Source organism: Streptomyces iranensis (assembly GCF_017874715.1).
GTDB lineage: Bacteria > Actinomycetota > Actinomycetes > Streptomycetales > Streptomycetaceae > Streptomyces > Streptomyces iranensis.
On record NZ_JAGGLR010000031.1, the window covers coordinates 30,618 to 50,156 of the forward strand.

23 protein-coding genes and 1 pseudogene are annotated in these 19,539 nt (G+C 71.8%); 7 read left to right on the forward strand and 17 right to left on the reverse strand.

All coding sequences use genetic code 11. The annotated features are described in order from the left end of the window. Positions 1-104 precede the first annotated feature (104 nt). The 7 genes from J2Z30_RS42190 to J2Z30_RS42220 all read right to left on the reverse strand — a co-directional run bounded on the left by J2Z30_RS42190 (position 105) and on the right by J2Z30_RS42220 (position 5,694). Entirely contained in the window at positions 105-779 is a 675-nt protein-coding gene (locus tag J2Z30_RS42190; protein WP_044580223.1) for a class II aldolase/adducin family protein, read from the reverse strand. Beyond that, positions 776-2,056 carry a 3-oxo-tetronate kinase gene (gene otnK, locus J2Z30_RS42195; protein WP_044580224.1) on the reverse strand — a complete coding sequence of 427 codons (1,281 nt, stop codon included), beginning with the start codon at positions 2,054-2,056 and terminating at the stop codon, positions 776-778. Before otnK ends, J2Z30_RS42190 begins: the two co-directional genes overlap by 4 nt. Before the next feature lies 1 nt (position 2,057). Beyond that, positions 2,058-2,975, reverse strand: a complete 918-nt coding sequence (gene ltnD, locus J2Z30_RS42200; RefSeq protein ID WP_044580225.1) for an L-threonate dehydrogenase — start codon at positions 2,973-2,975, stop codon at positions 2,058-2,060. After that, complete coding sequence (locus J2Z30_RS42205; RefSeq protein WP_052701865.1) at positions 2,972-3,601, reverse strand: Rossmann-fold NAD(P)-binding domain-containing protein; 630 nt, start codon at positions 3,599-3,601, stop codon at positions 2,972-2,974. The genes ltnD and J2Z30_RS42205 overlap by 4 nt, the downstream gene beginning before the upstream one ends. 231 nt (positions 3,602-3,832) lie before the next feature. Further along, on the reverse strand, positions 3,833-3,982 hold the full coding sequence (locus J2Z30_RS42210) for a hypothetical protein (RefSeq protein WP_245389061.1): 150 nt from the start codon (positions 3,980-3,982) through the stop codon (positions 3,833-3,835). 178 nt (positions 3,983-4,160) lie between these two features. Continuing rightward, positions 4,161-4,526, reverse strand: a complete 366-nt coding sequence (locus J2Z30_RS42215; RefSeq protein ID WP_044580226.1) for a hypothetical protein — start codon at positions 4,524-4,526, stop codon at positions 4,161-4,163. Positions 4,527-4,644: 118 nt separating this feature from the next. Beyond that, the gene (locus tag J2Z30_RS42220; RefSeq protein WP_209469062.1) at positions 4,645-5,694 is read right to left on the reverse strand and encodes an endonuclease/exonuclease/phosphatase family protein; all 1,050 of its coding nucleotides are present in this window, start codon (positions 5,692-5,694) and stop codon (positions 4,645-4,647) included. A gap of 133 nt (positions 5,695-5,827) precedes the next feature. Here J2Z30_RS42220 and J2Z30_RS42225 point away from each other — a divergent pair, with 133 nt between their 5' ends. After that, positions 5,828-6,778, forward strand: a complete 951-nt coding sequence (locus J2Z30_RS42225; protein WP_044580227.1) for an aminoglycoside phosphotransferase — start codon at positions 5,828-5,830, stop codon at positions 6,776-6,778. Here J2Z30_RS42225 and J2Z30_RS42230 read toward each other — a convergent pair. From J2Z30_RS42230 to J2Z30_RS42250, 5 genes are all read right to left on the reverse strand, one after another. Further along, the gene (locus J2Z30_RS42230) at positions 6,747-7,628 is read right to left on the reverse strand and encodes a fructosamine kinase family protein (RefSeq protein ID WP_044580228.1); all 882 of its coding nucleotides are present in this window, start codon (positions 7,626-7,628) and stop codon (positions 6,747-6,749) included. The two genes, J2Z30_RS42225 and J2Z30_RS42230, sit on opposite strands and share 32 nt — an antisense overlap. Beyond that, positions 7,625-8,089 (reverse strand): low molecular weight protein-tyrosine-phosphatase, encoded by a 465-nt coding sequence (locus J2Z30_RS42235; protein WP_044582491.1) that lies wholly within the window; start codon positions 8,087-8,089, stop codon positions 7,625-7,627. Before J2Z30_RS42235 ends, J2Z30_RS42230 begins: the two co-directional genes overlap by 4 nt. A 66-nt stretch (positions 8,090-8,155) precedes the next feature. Continuing rightward, on the reverse strand, positions 8,156-8,497 hold the full coding sequence (locus J2Z30_RS42240; RefSeq protein WP_044580229.1) for a hypothetical protein: 342 nt from the start codon (positions 8,495-8,497) through the stop codon (positions 8,156-8,158). 71 nt (positions 8,498-8,568) lie between these two features. Beyond that, positions 8,569-9,756, reverse strand: coding sequence for a GDSL-type esterase/lipase family protein (locus J2Z30_RS42245; RefSeq protein WP_044580230.1), 1,188 nt, complete (start codon positions 9,754-9,756; stop codon positions 8,569-8,571). A gap of 69 nt (positions 9,757-9,825) precedes the next feature. Then, positions 9,826-10,395, reverse strand: a complete 570-nt coding sequence (locus J2Z30_RS42250; RefSeq protein WP_044580231.1) for a TetR/AcrR family transcriptional regulator — start codon at positions 10,393-10,395, stop codon at positions 9,826-9,828. A gap of 71 nt (positions 10,396-10,466) precedes the next feature. Between J2Z30_RS42250 and J2Z30_RS42255 the strand changes: the two are divergent. Continuing rightward, a pseudogene (locus tag J2Z30_RS42255) lies at positions 10,467-10,957 on the forward strand (FBP domain-containing protein). A 333-nt stretch (positions 10,958-11,290) separates the two neighbouring features. Here J2Z30_RS42255 and J2Z30_RS42260 read toward each other — a convergent pair. Then, positions 11,291-12,178 carry an NAD(P)-dependent oxidoreductase gene (locus J2Z30_RS42260; RefSeq protein WP_044580232.1) on the reverse strand — a complete coding sequence of 296 codons (888 nt, stop codon included), beginning with the start codon at positions 12,176-12,178 and terminating at the stop codon, positions 11,291-11,293. 55 nt (positions 12,179-12,233) lie between these two features. On the opposite strand from J2Z30_RS42260, the gene J2Z30_RS42265 reads away from it, so the two are divergent. Continuing rightward, positions 12,234-12,584, forward strand: a complete 351-nt coding sequence (locus J2Z30_RS42265; protein WP_044580233.1) for a winged helix-turn-helix transcriptional regulator — start codon at positions 12,234-12,236, stop codon at positions 12,582-12,584. 18 nt (positions 12,585-12,602) lie between these two features. Here J2Z30_RS42265 and J2Z30_RS42270 read toward each other — a convergent pair whose 3' ends face one another. Together J2Z30_RS42270 and J2Z30_RS42275 are read right to left on the reverse strand one after the other, a co-directional pair. Next, positions 12,603-13,142: a TetR/AcrR family transcriptional regulator gene (locus J2Z30_RS42270; protein ID WP_209469063.1), complete on the reverse strand. Its 540-nt coding sequence runs from the start codon at positions 13,140-13,142 to the stop codon at positions 12,603-12,605. Between the two features lie 278 nt (positions 13,143-13,420). After that, positions 13,421-13,717 carry a DUF1330 domain-containing protein gene (locus J2Z30_RS42275; protein WP_044580234.1) on the reverse strand — a complete coding sequence of 99 codons (297 nt, stop codon included), beginning with the start codon at positions 13,715-13,717 and terminating at the stop codon, positions 13,421-13,423. 183 nt (positions 13,718-13,900) lie between these two features. Here J2Z30_RS42275 and J2Z30_RS42280 point away from each other — a divergent pair, with 183 nt between their 5' ends. Further along, positions 13,901-15,889, forward strand: coding sequence for an MFS transporter (locus J2Z30_RS42280; RefSeq protein ID WP_107073441.1), 1,989 nt, complete (start codon positions 13,901-13,903; stop codon positions 15,887-15,889). Then, on the forward strand, positions 15,886-16,410 hold the full coding sequence (locus J2Z30_RS42285) for a MarR family winged helix-turn-helix transcriptional regulator (RefSeq protein ID WP_044582493.1): 525 nt from the start codon (positions 15,886-15,888) through the stop codon (positions 16,408-16,410). Before J2Z30_RS42280 ends, J2Z30_RS42285 begins: the two co-directional genes overlap by 4 nt. A 69-nt stretch (positions 16,411-16,479) precedes the next feature. Here the strand turns inward: J2Z30_RS42285 and J2Z30_RS42290 are convergent, their stop codons facing one another. Then, complete coding sequence (locus tag J2Z30_RS42290) at positions 16,480-17,001, reverse strand: MarR family winged helix-turn-helix transcriptional regulator (RefSeq protein WP_308280239.1); 522 nt, start codon at positions 16,999-17,001, stop codon at positions 16,480-16,482. A gap of 157 nt (positions 17,002-17,158) precedes the next feature. Between J2Z30_RS42290 and J2Z30_RS42295 the strand changes: the two genes are divergently transcribed. Then, a complete protein-coding gene (locus J2Z30_RS42295; protein ID WP_044580237.1) occupies positions 17,159-17,944 on the forward strand; it encodes an SDR family NAD(P)-dependent oxidoreductase in 786 nt (261 codons plus the stop codon). Between the two features lie 62 nt (positions 17,945-18,006). After that, positions 18,007-18,753, forward strand: a complete 747-nt coding sequence (locus J2Z30_RS42300; RefSeq protein WP_308280251.1) for an NAD-dependent epimerase/dehydratase family protein — start codon at positions 18,007-18,009, stop codon at positions 18,751-18,753. Between the two features lie 13 nt (positions 18,754-18,766). Here J2Z30_RS42300 and J2Z30_RS42305 read toward each other — a convergent pair whose 3' ends face one another. Next, positions 18,767-19,510 carry a class I SAM-dependent methyltransferase gene (locus J2Z30_RS42305; RefSeq protein WP_044582494.1) on the reverse strand — a complete coding sequence of 248 codons (744 nt, stop codon included), beginning with the start codon at positions 19,508-19,510 and terminating at the stop codon, positions 18,767-18,769. Positions 19,511-19,539: the final 29 nt, after the last annotated feature.

Sequence of the window (19,539 nt, forward strand, 5' to 3'; positions counted from 1 at the left end):
TGCGGCTCAGGGATTCTGCGACGGGGACAGGGAGGGGACGGGAGAGGAACGGGAATGGGAGAGGAACGGGGACGGGGGAGGAACGGGGACGGGGGAGCGACAGGTCACCAAGCGGCGCCGAACGTGGTCCTCAGTTCGTCGATCGCGTCGGTGGTGAGAGGCCCCGGTCGACGGTCGGTCAGGAGCCAGAGACGTGCCGTCTCCTCGAGTTCTTCGAGGACGGCGAGGGCGGCGGCCGCGTTCGGGCCCCAGACCACGGGGCCGAGCCGGTCGAGCAGAACGGCCCTGATCGGCGTGTGGCTCGCCAGGTGGTCGGCGATCCGGGCGGTCACCAGGTCGGCCACGCGCGGGTCGCCGGGCCGGTGGTAGGGGATGAGCGGAACGTGTCCCACCTTCATCACGAAGTACGGCGTGAGGGGCGGGAGTACGTCGTCCTGGCTCCACACCCCGGCCAGGGTGAGCGCGACCAGGTGGGTGGAGTGGGTGTGGACGATGAACCGGGCCGTGGGGTCGGCCGCGTAGATACGCCGATGGAGCGTCAGGGTCTTGCTCGCGCGGTCGCCCGCGCGCTGCTCACCCTGGGCGTCGACCAGCGCGAGGCGGTCGCGCTCGAGGAAGCCCAGGGCGGCGTCGGTGGGCGTGATCAGATGGCCGTCGCCGATCCGGGCGCTGATGTTCCCGGCGCTGGCGTGCACATAGCCCCGGTTGAACAGGCTGGTGCCCACCCTGACGATCTCGTCGCGTGCCTCGTCCACGGCGGTGTCGAGGAGCTCGGTCATGAGACCTCCCGGTCGAGCAGGGCGAAGGAGTCGGTGAAGAACCCGGGGCCACCGAAGTTGCCGGACTTCAGCGTGATGTGGAGCGTGTCCCCGCCGGGCAGCGCCGCCGCGCACCAGGGCACACCGGGGTCGATCTGAGGTCCGATGCGCAGTCCGGTGATGCCGAGCGCCCGGACGACCGCTCCCGAGGTCTCGCCGCCCGCGACGACCAGTTGACGCACACCGCGCCGCACCAGGCCCTCGGCCACGCGGGCCAGGGTCCGCTCCACCAGCTCGCCTGCCTCGGCGGCGCCGAGCCGGGTCTGGACGGTGCGGACCGCCTCGGGTGTCTCGGTGGAGTAGAAGAGGACGGGCCCGGCGGCCAGCCGCGCCTCGGCGAAGGCGAGCGCCTCGCCGGACACGTCCTCACCGGCCGCGACCCGCAGCGGATCCACGCTGAACGCGGGACGGCCGGTGCGCAGGAACTCCTGGACCTGCTGGTTGGTGGCGGCGGAGACCGACCCGGAGATGACGGCCCGGTGGCCGCCCGGCGGTGGCAGCTGTGCGGCGGCGTGGGACGGTGTGAACCCCCAGTTCGCGGGCAGCCCGATGGCCAGGCCGGACCCGGCGGTCACCAGGGGCATCCCCCGGACCGCCGCGCCGAGGCGCACCAGGTCGTCGTTGGAGACGGCGTCGGCGATGGCGATTCCGGCACCCTGCTCGCGCAGTTCGTCGATGCGGGCCCGGACCGCCGTGGCATCGCGGCCGACCACCGTGTGGTCGATCAGGCCGACCGCTCGTGTGGTCTGCGCGCCGAGGACCGAGACCAGATTGGGGTCGGTCATCGGGGTGAGCGGGTGATCGCGCATACCGCTCGCGCTGAGCAGCACATCACCGACGAAGAGATGGCCCTTGAAGACCGTGCGCCCGTTGTCGGGGAACGCGGGCGTGGCGATGGTGAAGTCGGTGCCGAGCGCGTCCATCAGGGCCTCGGTGACCGGCCCGATATTGCCGGCGGGCGTCGAGTCGAAGGTGGAGCAGTACTTGAAGTAGATCTGCTCGGCGCCCGCGGACCGCAGCCAGGTGAGGGCCCGCAGCGACGCGCCGACGGCGTCGGCGGCCGGAACGGTCCGTGACTTGAGCGCGATGACCACGGCGTCCGCGTCCACCGGCCGCTCGGCGCCGGGCGGCGGTACGTCGATCAGCTGGACCACGCGCATGCCCGCCCGCACCAGGTTGTTGGCGAGGTCGGTGGCGCCGGTGAAGTCGTCGGCGACGCAGCCGAGTCGGATGCCCATGTCAGGCCCCCGCCGGCTGAGGCAGCTCGATCCCGGGGAAGATCTTGATGACCGCGCTGTCGTCCTCGGCGCCCAGGCCGGAGGCCGACGCCTGGAGGAACATCTGGTGAGCGGTGGCGGCCAGGGGGAGCGGGAACCTCTCCGGCCGTGCGGCATCGAGGACGAGCCCCAGGTCCTTGACGAAGATGTCGACCGCGGAGAGCGGCGCGTAATCACCGGCGAGCACATGCGCCATCCGGTTCTCGAACATCCACGAGTTGCCCGCGCTGTGCGTGATGACCTCGTAGAGCGCCTCGGCCGGAACACCGGCCTTCAGACCCAGCGCCATGGCCTCGGCCGCCGCGGCGATGTGCACACCGGCGAGCAGCTGGTTCACGATCTTGACCTTCGAGCCGAGGCCTGCCTGCTCGCCCAGTCGGTAGACCGTGCTGCTCATGGCATCGAGCACCGGGTCGGCGACCGCGTACGCCGCGGCGGGGCCCGATGTCATCATGGTCAGCTCACCGGCCGCCGCACGCGCGGCGCCACCGGAGATGGGGGCGTCCAGGTAGAGCGCACCCCGCTCGGCCAGACGTCCCCCGAGCTCCGCCGACCAGCCCGGGTCGACCGTGGAGCACATCACGAAGACGGCCCCCGGGCGGAGCCGGTCGGCGGCCCCGTCGGCACCGAACAGCACCGACTCCACCTGCGCCGCGTTGACCACGACACCGACCACGACGTCCACCGCGGCCGCCAGGTCGCCGGGGGAGGCGTACGCCGTCCCGCCGTCGCGGGCGAAGCCCTCGGCCACCTCCGGCCGCAGATCGTGGACCCCGACGTCGTAGCCCGCCGTCCGCAGGCTGCGCGCCATGCCGAGTCCCATGGCCCCGAGCCCCACCACGCCCACGCGCGGCCGCGCCGGCCTGTCCTGGTCGCTCATGCCCCTCCTCGTCCTTGCTGTGTGTATGGGGGAGCGCCGCCGCTTCTTGTGCTGTGGTGTCCGGGGCGCGAGCGGCCCCGGCCGTCAGCGGCGATCGGGTCATATGATGACCTGAAGACAGGGCTCCCGCATACCGTGACGTCCGTCACATGGGGTGGGATGAGGGGGTGGAGTCGGATGGGACGTGGCGTGGCCGGGGGTCGGATACCGGCGGGCGGCGCCGGGGGCCGGGCACCGGCCGGGTGCCAGGGCACGATCCGCCCCTCGCGCACCAGCTCGCCGTACTGCTCCGGGTTCACCGGATCGAGCACCAGCTCCAGCAGCGGCCCGGCGGCCTCGTCGGGCGTCGGCGCGTCGCTGACGTCCCACCACGCCCGGGAGGTGGGGGTGTTCATCATCCCCGGGCACACCGAGGCGATGAGTACGTCGCGCGCCAGGTCGTCCTCGCGGCGCCGCTTCGCCAGGGTGCGTACGGCGGCCACTTGGCCGATCTTCGAGGGGGTGTTGACGAAGGCGGGCCAGGGACCGCTGAAGGCGCTGCCGTCCCGCACCGCGTCACGCCAGTCGGCCACCGCGCGGGCCACCTCGTCCAGCGTCGCCAGGCCGTCGAACCGGCTGTGCGGCACCGGGGCGAGATGGGACAGCGAACCCGGCGCACTGGGCCTCGCTCGCCCCGGCCGCCCCCGAGGGGGTGTGCGTCCTGCCCGTGCGCGGTGGCCCGCTGGAACAACGGTGCCTCGTCCTCGCCCGGCTCCCAGGGCCGCAGGACGAGGCGGCGGTGCGACGCGCTGCTGTGAGACGGCGCTGCTGTGAGACGGCGCTGCTGTGAGACGGCGCTGCTGTAAGGCGGCGCGGACTCAGCCGATGTCGACGGAGGTGCCCGCGGCCAGCCCGTGGTACCGGACGCCTGTGCCGGGGCCGTTGTCGCCCAGGAACCCGCCGAGCATCGCGTGACCGACGTCGTTGAGGGCGCCGTCGTGGATGGCGTAGGCGTCCCGTGGGGCCAATGAAGTGGCGGCGGGGCTTGGCGAGCGAGGTGCTCATCGAGGGCTGGGTGATCTCCACGCGCTCCGCGGGAATCCGGTTCGCGGCGCGTGACGACGGAACCGTACTACGGATGGCACCCCGGCGCAGACGCATGTGCCGGGGTGCCATTCCGTGCGGAGTTGACGACGAGTCAGGGGATCAGGACGACAGGACCAGCTTGGCCTTGTGGCCGCTGACCGACCGCACCCCGATGCTCAGGTTGTTGAGCCTGACGGTGCCGCCCGGACTGGTGCTGCCGCTCAGGCGCGCGCCGCCGGTAGTGGTGGCCGCCATCTTCACGGAACGGGAGCTGATGTGGGTGATCCGCAGCTTCCCGAACCCGAACCGGTGGCTGTCGACCTTGATGCTCGTGGGCCTCGACACGGTGACCTTGCACCGCCCGTCGTAGCAGGGCCCGTGGGCGGCGGCCTGCGCGACCGGCGACATCAGGCCGAGTCCCAGCGTGGCCGCCAGAGTCGTGGTCACCGCGGCCGTCGCGGTCCTCCAGCGCATACCGGTACTCATCAGTGGAACCTCCTGGGTCGGGAATGCGTGCGCCGCATTTCTAACCCGCGGGTCCCGGGACCGCTCCCGAGGAGGCCCCGCGATGTGGTGGCGGGCGCGTGGCCGGACCGGGCTCCGGTCACCCCCAGGCGACCCGGGCGGCGACCGGCAGATGGTCGCTTCCGGTGGCGGGCAGGGCGCGGATGTCGCCGACGGTTGCCGAGCGGGCCATGACCTGGTCGATCCGGGCCAGTGGGAAGCCCGCCGGGAAGCTGAAGGCGAAGCCCCGCTCCGCCACGTTCATCCGCGAGGTCAGCGGGGTCAGCCCACGGTCGTCGACCGTGCCGTTGAGATCGCCCAGCAGGATCACCCGATCGCGCTTCTCGGCGGCGATGGCCTCGCCCAGCAGACCGGCGCTCTCATCACGCCAGGAGGACGCGAGGCCACTCGCCCGGACGCGCACCGACGGCAGGTGTGCGACATACGCCGCGATCTCGCCGTGCGGGGTCCGGACGGTGGTCCGCAGTCCGCGATTCCACCCCTCCGCGATCCCCCGGGGTTTGATGTCCAACGGCCGGGCATCGGCGAGCGGATGCTTCGACCAGAGGCCGACGGTGCCCCGGACGGCGTGGTACGGGTAGTCCGGGGCGAGGGTCTGCTCGTAGACGGGCAGCGCCGTGGGCACCAGCTCCTCCAGCGCGATGAGATCGGGCTCGGCGCCGGCCAGGGTGCGGGCCGTACCCTCCGGATCCGCGTTCTCATCGCTGACGTTGTGCTGCACCACCACCAGGTCACGCGGGCCGGGCTCGGCCCCGGGCAGGAACAGTTCGCCGAAGAGGTACGTCCACGCCGCCACCGGCAGCAGCAGCGCGACCAGCGCGAGGGCCGAACGGCGCAGCAGCGCCAGGCCGAGCAGCACCACGACCACCACGCCGAGCCACGGCAGAAACTCCTCCAGCAAACTGCCCACGTGGCCCACGGAGTTGGGCACCACCCGGTGGAACGCCAGCAGCCCGGCCGTCAGCACCGCCAGTGCGGCGAGCACCCGCCCCCGCGTCCAGGGCGACCCGCCCCGCGCGTCCCCCGTCGCGTCACCCCACCGGGCCCACCGCACCACCCGGCGCCCCGCCCGCCGGGCCACCCCCGCCCGCACCGGCGCCGTCGTACCGCTGTCCACCTGCTCCACCATGGCTTCCCATCCGTGTGATCCCGCCCCCCAAGACGGGCCACCAGACGCATCGGTTTCCGTGCGCGAGGGTGGCGGCACGGGCCGCCGGATATCCCGGTGACGGTGGCCCGCCCGCTCCCTAGGATCGGGCCCTGTGCTCTCCCGTCCATCCTTCATCAGCGACGAAGCGATCGCGCGTGCCATTGCCGCGCATTGGCTGCCGGAAGCCGCCGAGGTCGCGTATCTGCCCTGGGGTTTCGGCGCACACCACTGGCGGGTGGCCGGTGGCGGCACGACCCTGTTCGTGACGCTGGACCAGCTGGCGCCGCGGCACACCGAGGCGACGCTGGAGGCCGCCTACGCGGGGGCGGCGGCACTCGCCGCGGCCGGTGTGGACGTGGTGTGCGCGCCGTTGCCCGCCCGGTCCTCAGACCGGTTCACCATCGGCGTCGAGGCGGGCGCGCTCAGCGTGACGCCGTGGCTGGAGGGACGCAGCCCCACCGAGGAGGAGGCGAGCCGGCCGCCGCACGTCCGGGAGGTCGAAGCCGCGCTGGCCGCGCTGCACCGCGCCACACCGCCACCCGGTCTGCGGCACTGGACTCCGCAGGTCGGCCGCGGGTTCGCGGATGAGCTACGGACCCGGACCGCGCGGCCCTGGACGTCCGGGCCGCTGGCTGAGGAGGCGAGGGCCGCGATCGCCGCACACGATGCCGCGATCATCCGCTGGACGGACCGCTACCTCGAACTCGCGGACCTCGCCCACTCCCGCCGGGACCAGTGGGTGACAACCCACGGCGAGCCGCACAACGACAACCAGGTCGTGGGCGCGTGCGGGCTGAAGCTCGTCGACTGGGAGTCGCTGGCCCTCGCGCCACGCGAGCGGGACTACGCCGATCTGCTCGCGGCCGGTGCGGGCGACCGGCTGCGCCCCGACCCGGCGATGGTCGAGCTGTTCGCGCTCGACTGGCGCCTCTCCGAGATCGCCGAGTACGCGCGATGGTTCGCCGCCCCGCCCACCGGCACGGACGACGACCACACCGCCCTGGAAGGGCTGTACGAGGAACTGCGGCAGGTCACCGAGCCAGGGCAGTCCGGGCCACCGTGACCGCCTGCCCGGCGTAGCCGCGGCCGAACAGCACGGTGTGCACCAGCAGCGGGAAGAGCTGGTGCAGTCCGACGCGGTCGGCCCAGCCCTCGGCGAGCGGCGCCACCTCCTGGTAGCCGTCCAGCACCTGATCGAGATGCGGGCAGCCGAACAGGTGGAGCATCGCCAGATCGGTCTCCCGGTGGCCACCGTGCGCGGCCGGGTCGATCAGCCATGCCTGGCCATCGGCGCCCCACAGGACGTTGCCGTTCCACAGGTCGCCGTGCAGCCGGGCGGGCGGCTCGGCGGGTCCGGTCAGCTCGGGCAGCCGCTCACATGCGCGTTCGATCGCCTCGGCCTCGCCGTGGCGCACCGTGCCGTCGTCGACGGCGCGCCGCAGATAGGGCAGCACCCGGTGTTCGGCGTACCAGCGCGGCCAGTCGGTGCCCGTGACGTTGCGCATCGGGGCCATGCCGATGTACGCGTCCGTGGGGCCGTCGCGCGGCGGGGCGCCGAACGCGGGCGCGCCGACGGCGTGCAGGGCGGCCAGGTCGCGGCCGAACCGGGCCGCCGCCCGGACGCTCGGCCGGCCGGCCGGCACCTGGTCGGTGACCAGCCAGTGGCGGTCGTGGCCGTGCACCGCGGGGACGCGGACCGTACCGGCGTCGGCCAGCCAGCGCAGCCCCGCCGCCTCGGCCTCCACCGCGCCGGGACCGTCCCCCCGTTTGACCATCACCGTCTGCCCGCCGTCGAGGGTGACCTCGGTGAGCATGGCGGACAGTGGCCGCCGCCGGGTCGCCGGACGGCCGGTGAGGCGGGCCGCCGCGGCACCGGGGTCCTCGCCCGTCCCCGCCTCGGCGCGGGCGCTCATGAACCGAGGCGCTCGCGCACCCGGGCCAGCAGGCCGGGCACCGAGGCTTCGATCATGGCCAGCACCTCGTCGAACCCCTCCGGGCCGCCGTAGTACGGGTCGGGCACGTCCAGGTCACCGGTGGCATCCGGGTCGAAGGACCGCAACATCCTGACCCGGGACGGATCGTCGACCAGTCGGCGCAGCGCCTTCTCGTGGCCGCGGTCCATCGCCAGGAACAGCTCGGCGTCCCGGTGCTCGGCACCGTACTGGGCCGCGACATGCCCGACCGGGTAGCCGTGCCGTGCCAGCAGCTCGCCGGCCCGTTCGTCGATGGGCTCACCGGCGTGCCAGGGGCCGATACCGGCACTGCTGACCCGTACCGCGCCGTCCAGTCCCGCCCGGCGCAGATGCTCGGCGAAGACCAGCGCGGCGGACGGCGACCGGCAGATGTTCCCGCTGCAGACAAAGCAGATGTGCACGGCCACCAAGGGTAGGGCCTGGCTCGGCGGTGGCGCAGGGGGCGGGCCGCCCGGGGAGACCCCGGCTCACCCCGCCCACGGCTTGTCCACCAGCGGCGTCCGGAGCCACCCCACGCCTTCGGCGCGCTCATCGGGCCTCAGCTCCAGCATCTGGCCACCGGGCCGGTCCGAGGCCCGCGCGATCGCGCTCACCAGCTGCTCGGCGAGCTCGGGGCCCTCGGTGTCGTCCATGTCGTCGACCGGCGCGCCGACCCGTACGTCCTGGCGGACCTCTTCACCGCTGTGGAGGGTCAGGATCAGGTGCTGGGGGGTCTTCCTGTCCCATCTGACCTGCTCGATGATGTCGGCACGCACCATGCGGCCGCCGAACGTCGCGCTGTTGACCCGCACCCACACATCGGGCGTCATCGCGGCCCTCCCTCGCACCGGCGCCGATGCTCCTGCTCCTTCCTTCCCGTTGTACCGGACGGAGCCCGGCGTCAGGCGCCGTGGTCCGCGAACGGACCATCGGCGGCGAAGGCCAGCGTGGCGAAGCGTTCCCCGATACGGCGGTGGGTGGCCGCGTCCGGGTGGATATCGTCGGGCAGCGGCAGCTCGGCGGCGTCGGCCTCGCCGTAGAGGTCGCGGCCGTCGAGGTAGTGGAGGTGGGGGTCGTCGGCCGCCCGCTGCTCGACGATCCGGGACAGCTCATCCCGGATGACGCCCAGCGTCAGCTTCCCGGCCGCGCGCTCGGCGGGGTCGCCGGTCGCCAGGAACCGCAGCTTTCCGGCGCTGAGCGCGCTGAAGTCGAAGGACGCGGGGCCGGGGGTGTCCTCGTGGATGGGGCACAGGATGGAGGAGACGACCAGCAGGGGCGTGGTGGGATGCCCCTCGCGGATCGTGTCGAGGAAGCCGTGCACCGCCGGGCCGAAGGCGCGCAGCCGCATCAGGTCGGCGTTGACCAGATTGATGCCGATCTTGACGCTGATCAGGTCGGCGGGAGTGTCCCGCATCGTCCGTGCGGTGAACGGGTCGAGCAGGGCGCTGCCGCCCAGGCCCAGATTGATCAGTTCCACACCGCCGAGGGAGGCGGCGAGCGCGGGCCAGATGGCGGTGGGGCTCGCGGCGTCGGAGCCGTGGCTGATCGAACTGCCGTGGTGCAGCCACACCCTGCGGCCCCGGTCCGGTACGGGCTCGACGGGGGCGTCGGTGCGCAGGGCGACGAGCTCGGTGGTCTCGTTGTGCGGCAGCCAGATCTCGATGTCCTTGACGCCGTCGGGGAGATCGGCGAAGCGGAGGGTGCCGACCGGGCCGGGGTGGCTCTCGGCGGTCCCGGTGGCCAGGTCGATGGCCAGGGTGTTGCCGCCGGCCACCGTGGACTGGGCGGTCGGACGGCCGTCGATCAGCAGGTCGTACACACCGTCCGGGCGGGGCGGGGCGCCCGCGTAGACCCGCTTGGTGGGCAGCGTGTCCAGTTCGACGGCGGTGGCCCGGGTGCGGAAGACCAGCCGTACGCCGGACGGCTGGGCCTCCGCCATGGCGAGCTGCCCGTCGGCGCACTGGGCGCGGGCCCAGGCGGGCAGCCGGTGCGGAAGCAGCCCGTGCGCGGTGCGCTCCAGGTCGAGGGCGCCCCGCAGGATGTCGGCGGTGATGGGCGTGGTGATCCAGTGGTGCTCGGTGGTGTGCATCGTTCCAGCCTGTTGATCAGGGATGTATGCATGGATCGCGCGGACACGCGATGAGCGATACGCGTCTCGTCAGGGCGCGGGCCAGTTCCGCAGCAGGGCGTCGAGGGCGTCCAGGGCCCGCGACCAGCTCTCCTGGCTGTCCGGGGCGCTGTGGCTGAACCCGCCCGCCATCTCGAGGCTGACGTAGCCGTGGAAGACGCTGCCCAGCAGCCGGACCGCATGCGTCTGGTCCGGTTCGGTGAGGTCGTAGCCGCGCAGAATCGCCCGGGTCATCTGCGAGTGCCTGACACCGGCGCTGGCGGCCGCCGTCTCCGGGTCGAGCCTGAGCCGGGCCGCGGTGTAGCGGCCGGGGTGTTCGCGGGCATAGTCGCGGTAGACGTTGGCGAAGGCGGTGAGGGCGTCCTTTCCGGCTCGTCCCGCCAGGGCGTCGGCTGCCCGGTCGGCGAGCTCCTCCAGGGCGAGCAGGGCGATCCTGGTCCTGAGGTCCTGGGAGTTCTTCAGGTGCGAGTAGAGACTCGCGACCTTGACGTCGAACCGCCTGGCCAGCGCCGAGACGGTCACCTGGTCGAAGCCGACCTCATCGGCCAGCTCCGCCCCCGCCTGGGTCAGGCGCTCCGCGGTCAGTCCTACCCGTGCCATGCCCTGCCTCTCCTCGGCCAGAACCGATTATGCGTTTGCCTAAAGGTTTTAGGCAAATTAGCGTGCGGCTTATGAAGCCGATGACTGAGCAAGAGATCCGTGCCGCGTTCGTGAACTGCACCAAGGGCGAGGCCAAGCGCCTGTCCATCCCGCGCGACCTGGCCGACCGGCCCTGGGACGACCTGGACTACCTCGGCTGGCGAGATCCGCAGGCCCCGGACGCGCCTACCTGGTCACCGTGCTGGACGGCCGCCCGACCGCCCTGGCGCTGCGCTGCCCGGGGCCCGCCTCCTGGCAGGCGCGGCGCAGTATGTGCTCGATGTGCCTGACGGCCCACACGGGTGGCGTGTCCCTGATGGTGGCGCCGAAGGCGGGGAAGGCCAGGCAGCAGGGCAACTCGGTGGGCGCCTATATATGCAGCGACCTCGCCTGCTCGCTGTATGTGCGGGGCAAGAAGGACGCGGGCGCCGGCTCACGCCCGCAGGAGTCGCTCACCCTGGAGCAGAAGATCGAGCGGACCGTCGCGAACGTGGCCGCGTTCCTCGCCAAGGTGACCGCGTAGCTCATGCCGCCGGGGGCCATGCCGCGGGCCGTTCAGCGGCGGTGCCCCGCACGCCACGGCGTGCGGGGCACGAGTGAGGGCGGCCGCACCGGCCCCGGCGCCCAAGTGTGTTGACGATTGATCAGTTCGTCCTCACCGACGAGTTCGTCGCCGTCACCACCGATCGCCGGGTCGGCCGTCCCTTTCGGCCGTCCCTTTCGGCCGACCCGTTTGCGACAGGAGTGACCGAGCGTGCGATGACCGCCGCCGGATCGGCTCGCCGGACTCCTGGACCAGGCCGGGCTCGCCGTCACCGCACGGCTGGTACAAGCGCCCGGCGAAGGCGCGAAGCGGTCAGCGGCGACCCAGTACCTCGGCCACGCGGATGAACCCGTCCATGCCATGGCCCAGCCCGATGGCGCGGCGGGTCATGCCCTCGGCCGCGCGCATCACCCCCGCGTCGATGCCGTGCCCCTCGGAGGTGTGGACGATATGGGCCATGGACGATACGCCCGAGGTCATCGGGTTGCCCTCACCGGAGAAGGTGCCGCGGTCCATCTCCTCCGCGGTCTCCTCGAACAGCGGGGGAAGGATCGCGCCGATGCCCTTGGCGAAGGGCGCCAACTCCCGGGCGCTGATCCCCTCCGCCCGCGCCACCGCCAGGGCGTGCGCATAGCCCGCCATCGCCGTCCAGAAGATGTCGAGCAGTGCGATGTCGTACGCCGCCGCCCGGCCGATCTCCTCGCCGAGGTGGGTGTGGGTACCGGCCAGCGCCTCCAGCACGGGCCGGTGTTCCTGGTAGAGCTCCGCCGGGCCGCTGTGGATGAACACCGAGGCAGGCGTTCCCATGGTGGTGGTCGGCGTCATGATCGCACCGTCGAGGTATCGGATGCCGTGCCCGGCTGCCCAGTCCGCGGTGTCCCGGGCCCGGTCCGGAGTGTCCGCGCTCAGGTTCACCACAGTGCGTCCCTTGAGCGCATCGGTGACCGCGTCGCGCCGCAGGATCGCGTCCGACGCGTCGTAGTTCACCACACACACCACGGTCAACGCGCTTGCGGCGACGGCCTCTTCCGCCGAGGACGCGCCAACCGCGCCCCGCTCGATCAGCTCCCGATCCCTGCCCGGCGTCCGGTTCCAGACCGTGATCCGCAGCCCGGCGTCCAGGAACGCACCGGCCAGGGCGCGGCCCATCGGCCCCAGACCGAGCACCGTGACGGCAGACTGTTCGGAGTACATGGACATGTCTCAACCCCCATATGGATATACGCGTACATAGCGCAAAGGAAAGAAAGCGAAGATGACACGCAGCCGTGCTCAGGACACCAATGTCTGCGGAGTGACCGCCGCGATCTCCGTGATCGACGGCAAGTGGAAGACCGCCCTGCTCTGGGCGCTGGAGTCCGGCCCGTACCGCCCCGGTGAGCTACGCCGGCGGCTGCCGGGTCTCAGCGAGAAGGTTCTGACTCAGGCGCTCCGTGAGATGGAGACGGACGGGCTGGTGCACCGCGAAGTCCACGATGTGCTGCCGCTGAAGACCGTGTACTCCCTCACCGCGTTCGGCCGCGACCTCTCCGAGGCGTTGGTCCCCCTGTCCGATTGGGGACACCGTCGCCTGGAGAAGCTGGCCGAGGCCCAGTCGGCACCCTGACGCAACGCCACCTCCGTGTCATCCGATCCGGCGGCCCTCCGACCGCCCACCACCAGATTCGCCCGGCCGTGCGCCGGTGCCAAGTACCCACAAATAAGTGGGTACCGCGGATGGCACGGGACCGGTGGTCCTGTACGCGTATCGTCCTGTGCGTGCCGGGTCGGACGCGTGGCCCGGGTCAGGGGCCAACTGGCGGGCCACGGGCAGCAGAAGGCCGGTCACTTCGTCGCCCGCCAGGGCGATTTCGGCGAATCTGGACTTGTCGAGACCCGCGTTGAAGGTGATGTCGAAGAGGGCGGACTCCTCGGCGGCGAAGCGGACGTAGGCGGACGCGAACGAGGCCAGTCGCTCCACGGGGTCCTCACCGCCCCCCACAGCCACGGCGAACCGGTCCCGTTGCTCGCGGTATCCCTTCGTGGCGAGCTCGGCCAGCAGTGTCTCCCGGTCGGCGAAGTGCTTGTACGGCGCCGCGACGCTCACTCCCGCCCGGCGGCCGGCCTCGGCCCGGGTGAAGCAGTGCGCGCAGGAAGTCTGGTACGGCGATGCCTTCGGACTCACTCAGGTGGAGGAGCGCCTGGAACTGCCCGAGGCGGGGGTGCGCACCGCCGTCCTGAGTGATGCGGCGGGCCTGCGCGTGGAATTCGTCGAACGGCCCGGTTCCAGCCCTGTCGCGCACCCGGCGTCACCGAAGGTATGCGTTACGCGTACATCGCCGATCCGGAAGGCAATCTTTTGGAGCTGATCGAAACGTCATCGGGCTGACCGGCCACGTCGCGCCCGCTCGGTACTCCTCCGTGGCGAGCGCCTCGCGCATCGCCGCCGGACGACAGCGACCGCTACTCAGCCACCCCCTCAACCAGAAGAAGCCGCCGTTCCAGGGCTGTCTTCCGGACCTTGAGCGCGTCCGCGTACTCGGAAGACGCGTACCACTCCCTGGCCCGATCCGCATCCGGGAACTCGACGACGACCACCCGCTGAGAAGAGGGCCAGCTGCCCTCCATGGCTTCGGGCGCGGCACCGCGGACGACATAGCGACCGCCGTAGCGGCGGATGGAAGCCTCCGCCAACGTCCGGTAAGTGTCGGCCAGTTCCTCGTCCAGCACCTCAACCTCAGAGATCACGTAAGCAGGCATGCCAGTCATGGTGCCAGGTGGCGTGCGGACCGCCGGTGGCAGGACAGGGGTGGGGGCCCGAGTGGCCCGGCGCCCTCGTGGCCGGCGCCGCTCCGAGCCGTTGTGGTCCCCCTTGGCGCTGGGACGAATCGGGATTAGGTTGGTTGATGTCAAGCAACCAACTCCCGACGGGAGTGATGCTCGGTGGGTCGGACGACCGAGCGGCGTACGGCCGGAGCCGAAAGGGCCGTACGGCCCCATGACGACAGTGGTCCGGGGCCGCGGTACAAGTGGATCGCGCTGTCCAACACCACGCTGGGCGTCCTGATCGCGACGATCAACATCTCGATCATGCTGATCGCGCTGCCGGACATCTTCCGTGGCATCGGAGTGGATCCGCTGCGCCCGGGGAACACCAGCCTGCTGCTGTGGCTGATCATGAGCTACATGGTGGTCACCGCCGTGCTCGTGGTGAGCTTCGGCCGGCTGGGGGACATATTCGGCCGGGTGCGGATGTACAACCTGGGGTTCGCGGTCTTCACCGTGTTCTCCGTGCTGCTCTCCGTGACCTGGATGCACGGCACGTCCGGCGCGCTGTGGCTGATCGGGATGCGAGTGCTGCAGGGCGTGGGCGGCGCCATGCTGATGGCCAACTCCAATGCCATCCTCACCGACGCCTTCCCCGCCGATCAGCGCGGTCTCGCCCTGGGGCTGAACCAGGTGGCGGGCATCGCCGGATCCTTCATCGGGCTGATCCTGGGCGGGCTGCTCGGCCCGCTCAACTGGCACCTGGTGTTCCTGGTCTCCGTCCCCATCGGGCTGTTCGGCACGGTCTGGGCGTATCTGAAGCTGCGGGACACCGGCGTGCGCACCCCGGCCCGGCTGGACTGGTGGGGCAATCTCACCTTCGCCATCGGCCTGATCGCCGTGCTGTCCGGTATCACCTACGGCATCCAGCCCTACGCCGGTCACACCATGGGCTGGAGCAACCCCTGGGTGATCGCCGCGATCTCCGGGGGAGTGGCGGTGCTGGGTGTGTTCTGCCTGATCGAGAACCGGGTCGCGCAGCCCATGTTCCACCTGGACCTGTTCCGCATCCGCGCGTTCACCGCCGGGAACGTGGCCAGTCTGCTGGCGGCGCTGGGCCGCGGTGGCCTGATGTTCATCCTGATCATCTGGTTGCAGGGCATCTGGCTGCCCCGCCACGGCTACGGCTTCGAGGAGACCCCGCTCTGGGCGGGCATCTACATGCTGCCGCTGACCATCGGGTTCCTGATCGCGGGACCCTTCTCCGGCTGGGCCTCCGACCGGTTCGGCGCCCGTACGTTCGCCGCCGGCGGGATGCTGCTGGCCGCCGCCACCTTCGTGGCTCTGGAGGAGCTGCCGGTGGACTTCGGCTATCCGGTGTTCGCCGCGATCCTGCTGGTCAACGGGATCGCCATGGGGCTGTTCAGCTCGCCGAACCGGGCGGCCATCATGAACAGCCTGCCGCCCGATCAGCGCGGGGTCGGCGCCGGGATCAGTACCACCTTCCAGAACTCGGCCACCGTCCTGTCCATCGGCATCTTCTTCTCCCTGATGATCGCCGGGCTCGCCGGTTCGCTCCCCGGTGCCCTGACCCATGGCCTGACCGCGGAGGGGGTCCCGGCCGGCGACGCGGCGAGGGTCGCCGCCCTGCCGCCGGTCGGGGTGCTGTTCGCCTCGCTGCTCGGCTACAACCCGGTGAAAACCCTGCTCGGGCAGCAGGTGCTCGACCATCTGCCCGCCCACCACGCCGCCTATCTCACGGGGCGCGGCTTCTTCCCGGCGCTGATCTCCCCGCCGTTCTCCCAGGGCCTGTCCGCCGCGTTCGACTTCGCCATCGCGGCGTGTCTCGTGGCCGCGGTGGCATCGCTGCTGCGGGGCGGGCGGTATGTGCACGGGGGCGGGGCGAAGGCGGGGGCCGGTGCCCCGGCGGCGGTGGCGGCCACCTCGGCCACCGCGGCCACCTCGGCCACCTCGGCCGCCCCGGCCACCCCGGCCGGCGCGGGCACGCAGGGCACCGAGGGCGCGGAGGCCACCGAGGACACGTCGCACCACCCGGCGCCCGCGCCCCGGCAGGTGTCCCCGCCGGAGTCCGGGGCACCGCCCCCGCCGCCGCCATCATCGTCACCCGGCCAAGGGCCGGGACCACCCTCCGAGGAGCCGAGATGACCGCGCTCGACCCCACCACCCCCGGGTCCGTCACCCCGGAATCCGTAACCCCGAGTCCCGCCGCCCCGGAATCGGCGGAGCTGGCCGAACGGCTCCGTACCGCCCTCCAGCATCTGCTCCCCGCCCTACGGGGCGCCCGGGGCGGACACGGCGATCTCACCCCCAGCCGCCAGGCGGCCCTGGGGGCGCTCGCCACTCATGGCTCGATGCGCATCAGCACCCTCGCGACCCGGCTGGGCATCGCCCTGCCGACCACGTCCCGCATGGTCGAACTGCTCGACGCCTCCGGCTGGATCGAGCGCACCCCCGACCCCGAGGACCGCCGCGCCAGCCTGATCACCCTCACCGACACCGGCCGTGAACTCCTCCGTACCGTGCGCCACGAAGCCGCCACCCGGCTCGCCACGCGAATCGACGAGCTGAGCGCTGAGGAGCGGCAGACGCTCCACGCCGCGCTGCCCGCCTTGGAGTCCCTGGCCGCCGACGGTTCTGCGGCGGCCGCCGATCCGGAACGGCAGTAGACGCCCGGCGCCGGCAGCACGCGGTGACGCGCGGCGAAAGCAGCACGCGGCGAAGCGCCGTGCGCTTCGTCAGCAGTCGGCCTCGGGAGCCAGCGCCTCGCGCTGAGCAGTCCGGGCGACGCGGGTCAGGAGCAGGCGCAGCCGGCGGGCGTCGTGCTCGTCGAGGTCGGCGAGCAGACGCGCCTCGGCGACGGAGAGGCGGTCCTGGGCGCGTTCGAGCTGGGCGCGGCCCTCTTCGGTGATCAGGACTTGGCGCGCCCGCCGGTCGCGGGGGTCGGGCCTGCGGGTGATCAGCTGCCGCGTCTCGAGGTCGTCGAGCAGGTACGTCATGACGGTGCGGTCGAGGTTCACCTGCTGCGCCAGGGCGAGTTGGGACGGCGGTTCGCCGGACGCCACGGCGACCAGGACCAGATAGCCCCGCGGCCCACCCGGCAGGTCCGCCACGGAACTGGTGGCCACTCGGCGGAAGGCCGAGGAGACCATGCGGATGGCCCACCCCAGATCCGAATCGAGCCCGGATTCGCGGGTGGCGGCGCGCGTGGCGGTGTCGGCGGCGTCGCCGCCGTTGGCGGCGGAAGGTGAAGCACTCACACCGGCAATGTACCGCATGTCGGCGGCCCGACAGATGTTCTTGCGAACAGAACATCTGTCGCGCATAGTTTCTGTCGAGACCGCGAACACATGGTCAGCAGGGCGCCCTGCTGCGTGCGCAACCCCTGCGCCTGCATGGACAGAAAGTGAGATCGTCATGAGTGCCAGTAGCGTCGGCATCGCCAGTGGCGTCAGTGCCGGCACCCCGCTGCAGGGCAGCACCGCCCTGGTGACCGGAGCCACCTCGGGCATCGGCCGTGCCGTGGCCCAGCGTCTGGCCGAGCAGGGTGCGGAGGTCGTCCTGCACGGGAGGGACCGCGCCCGCGGCGAGTCCCTGGTGAAGGAGATCGCGGAGCTGGGAGGACCCGCCCGGTTCATCGCCGCGGACCTGACCGATGCCGAGGACACCCTGCGGCTGGCCTCGGAGGCGGGCGAGGTGGACATCTTGGTGAACAGCGCGGGCCACTACGTCTTTACGCCGACCGCACAGACCGACGCCAGCAGCTTCGACCGGCATGTCGCGATCAATACCCGAGCCCCCTTCCTCCTGGTCGGCGCGCTCGCCCCGGCCATGGCCGCGCGGGGACATGGCGCGGTCATCACGATCGGCTCCAGCGCGGCCAGAACACCCGCGCCGATCGGCGCCGTCTACGGGGCCTCCAAGGCCGGTGTCGAGATCCTCACCCGCTACTGGGCCACCGAGTTCGGCGGCAGCGGAGTGCGGATCAACACCGTCTCGCCCGGCCCGGTGAAGACCGAGGGCACCTCCGCCATGTTCGGAGCCCAAGTGGCCGTGCTGGACCAGGTCAACGCCCGGGGCCGGGCGGGTGAGCCGCGCGAGATCGCCGAGATCGTCGCCTTCCTCGCCGGCCCCGCGAGCAGCTACATCAACGGCGCGATCCTCTTCGCCGACGGCGGCGAGATCAGCACGCTGCCGGGCTGAAGGAAACTGTCACCGGCCTGGCCCGCACCGAGGCCGCGGCCGCCGCTCTGAAGGCCGACGGCATCACCCCGGTCGCGGGGGACCTGGAGGCACGGCTGCCCGAGACGATCGCCGCGGCTCGCCTCGCCGACACCGTCGTCTACGCGGCCGCGGCAGACCCGGCCCAGGAGACCGCGACCCTCGACGACCTGATCCAGGCACTGGCCGACAGCGGAAAGACACTGGTGTTCCTCTCCGGTACCGGTGTGTTTCTCCAGCGCACCGCGGGCTCGTGGAGCGAGGCCGGCTTCGCCGAAGACGATCCGTTCACCGTCGAACCCCTGGCCGCCGCGCGCAAGGCCGCCGAGGACAAGGTGCTGGCCGCCGCCTCACGCGACATGCGCACGATGGTCATCCGCCCCGGACTGATCTGGGGGCCCGGGGACCACGGACATCTGTCGATGGTCTATCAGTCGGTGGCCGCCACGGGCGCGGCTTGCTACGTCGGCGAGGGCCTGAACACCTACAGCCACGTCCATATCGACGATGTCACCCGCCTGTTCACCCTGGCCTTGGACAAGGGAACCTCAGGGGCGCTCTACCACGCCGTGGCGGGTGAGACCCCGAACCGGTGGCTGGCGGAGCGGGTGGCCGACGACCTGGGATGCGGTACCCGCGGTGTCGACGAAGCGGAGGCGGCCGAGATCTGGGGGGAGTTCGGTGCCCTGATCATGGCGTCGTCCAGCCGCTGCCGGGCCCCACGGACCCGCCGTCAACTGGGCTGGGAACCACACCACTCCGACATGCTGACCATAGCCACTCGCCCATAGCCGCCCGGCGCGGCTACCGGTTCGGCGGGATTCGGTAGACGGAGACGTGGGAGCGCGACTCGGCGGTGAATTCGGCGCCGGACCAGTCCGCGTGCCTGCTCTCCAACTCGAATCCCGCCAGCTGGGCCATCAGATCGAGTTCGGCGGGCCAGATGTAACGGTGCGGGCTGCGGGTCAGCCGGGCCTGCCGGGTGTCGTCGAACCGGAAGTGGTGGGAGACGACGTGCTGCCGCAGTACGTCGTAGGTGTCCAATCCGATGTAACCGGCCTCGGCTTGCCAGACGGTGGCCGTCTGGCCCGGCGGGAGCTTGCGCAGCTCGGGCACCCATAGCTCGATCACGAACCTGCCGCCCGGCCTGAGGTGGCGGGCGGCGTTGCGGAAACACTCGACCTGCTCGGCCTGGGTGAGCAGGTTGGAGATGGTGTTGTAGACGAGATAGACGAGCGTGAAGTCCCCGGGAGCCACGGACGTCGCCATGTCGCCCACGATGACCGGGATCGTCGCTTCGTCGGCCCTGGTGCGCAGTTGCTGGACCATCGGACGCGACAGCTCGATACCCGTGACGGGGACCCCTCGTCGGACGAGCGGGACGGCCACCCGGCCGGTGCCGATGGCGAACTCGAGTGCCGCTCCGCCGCCTGCGAGCTCGGCCAGGCGGTGCACCGTCGGCCTCAGGATCTCGGGCGCGAACATGCCCGTGCCGGGCGTGTCATAGCGCTGCGCGGCGTCGACGTCCCAGATCTCCTCCTGGTTCATGCCGTCACCCTTCACCGCTGGGGTACGCG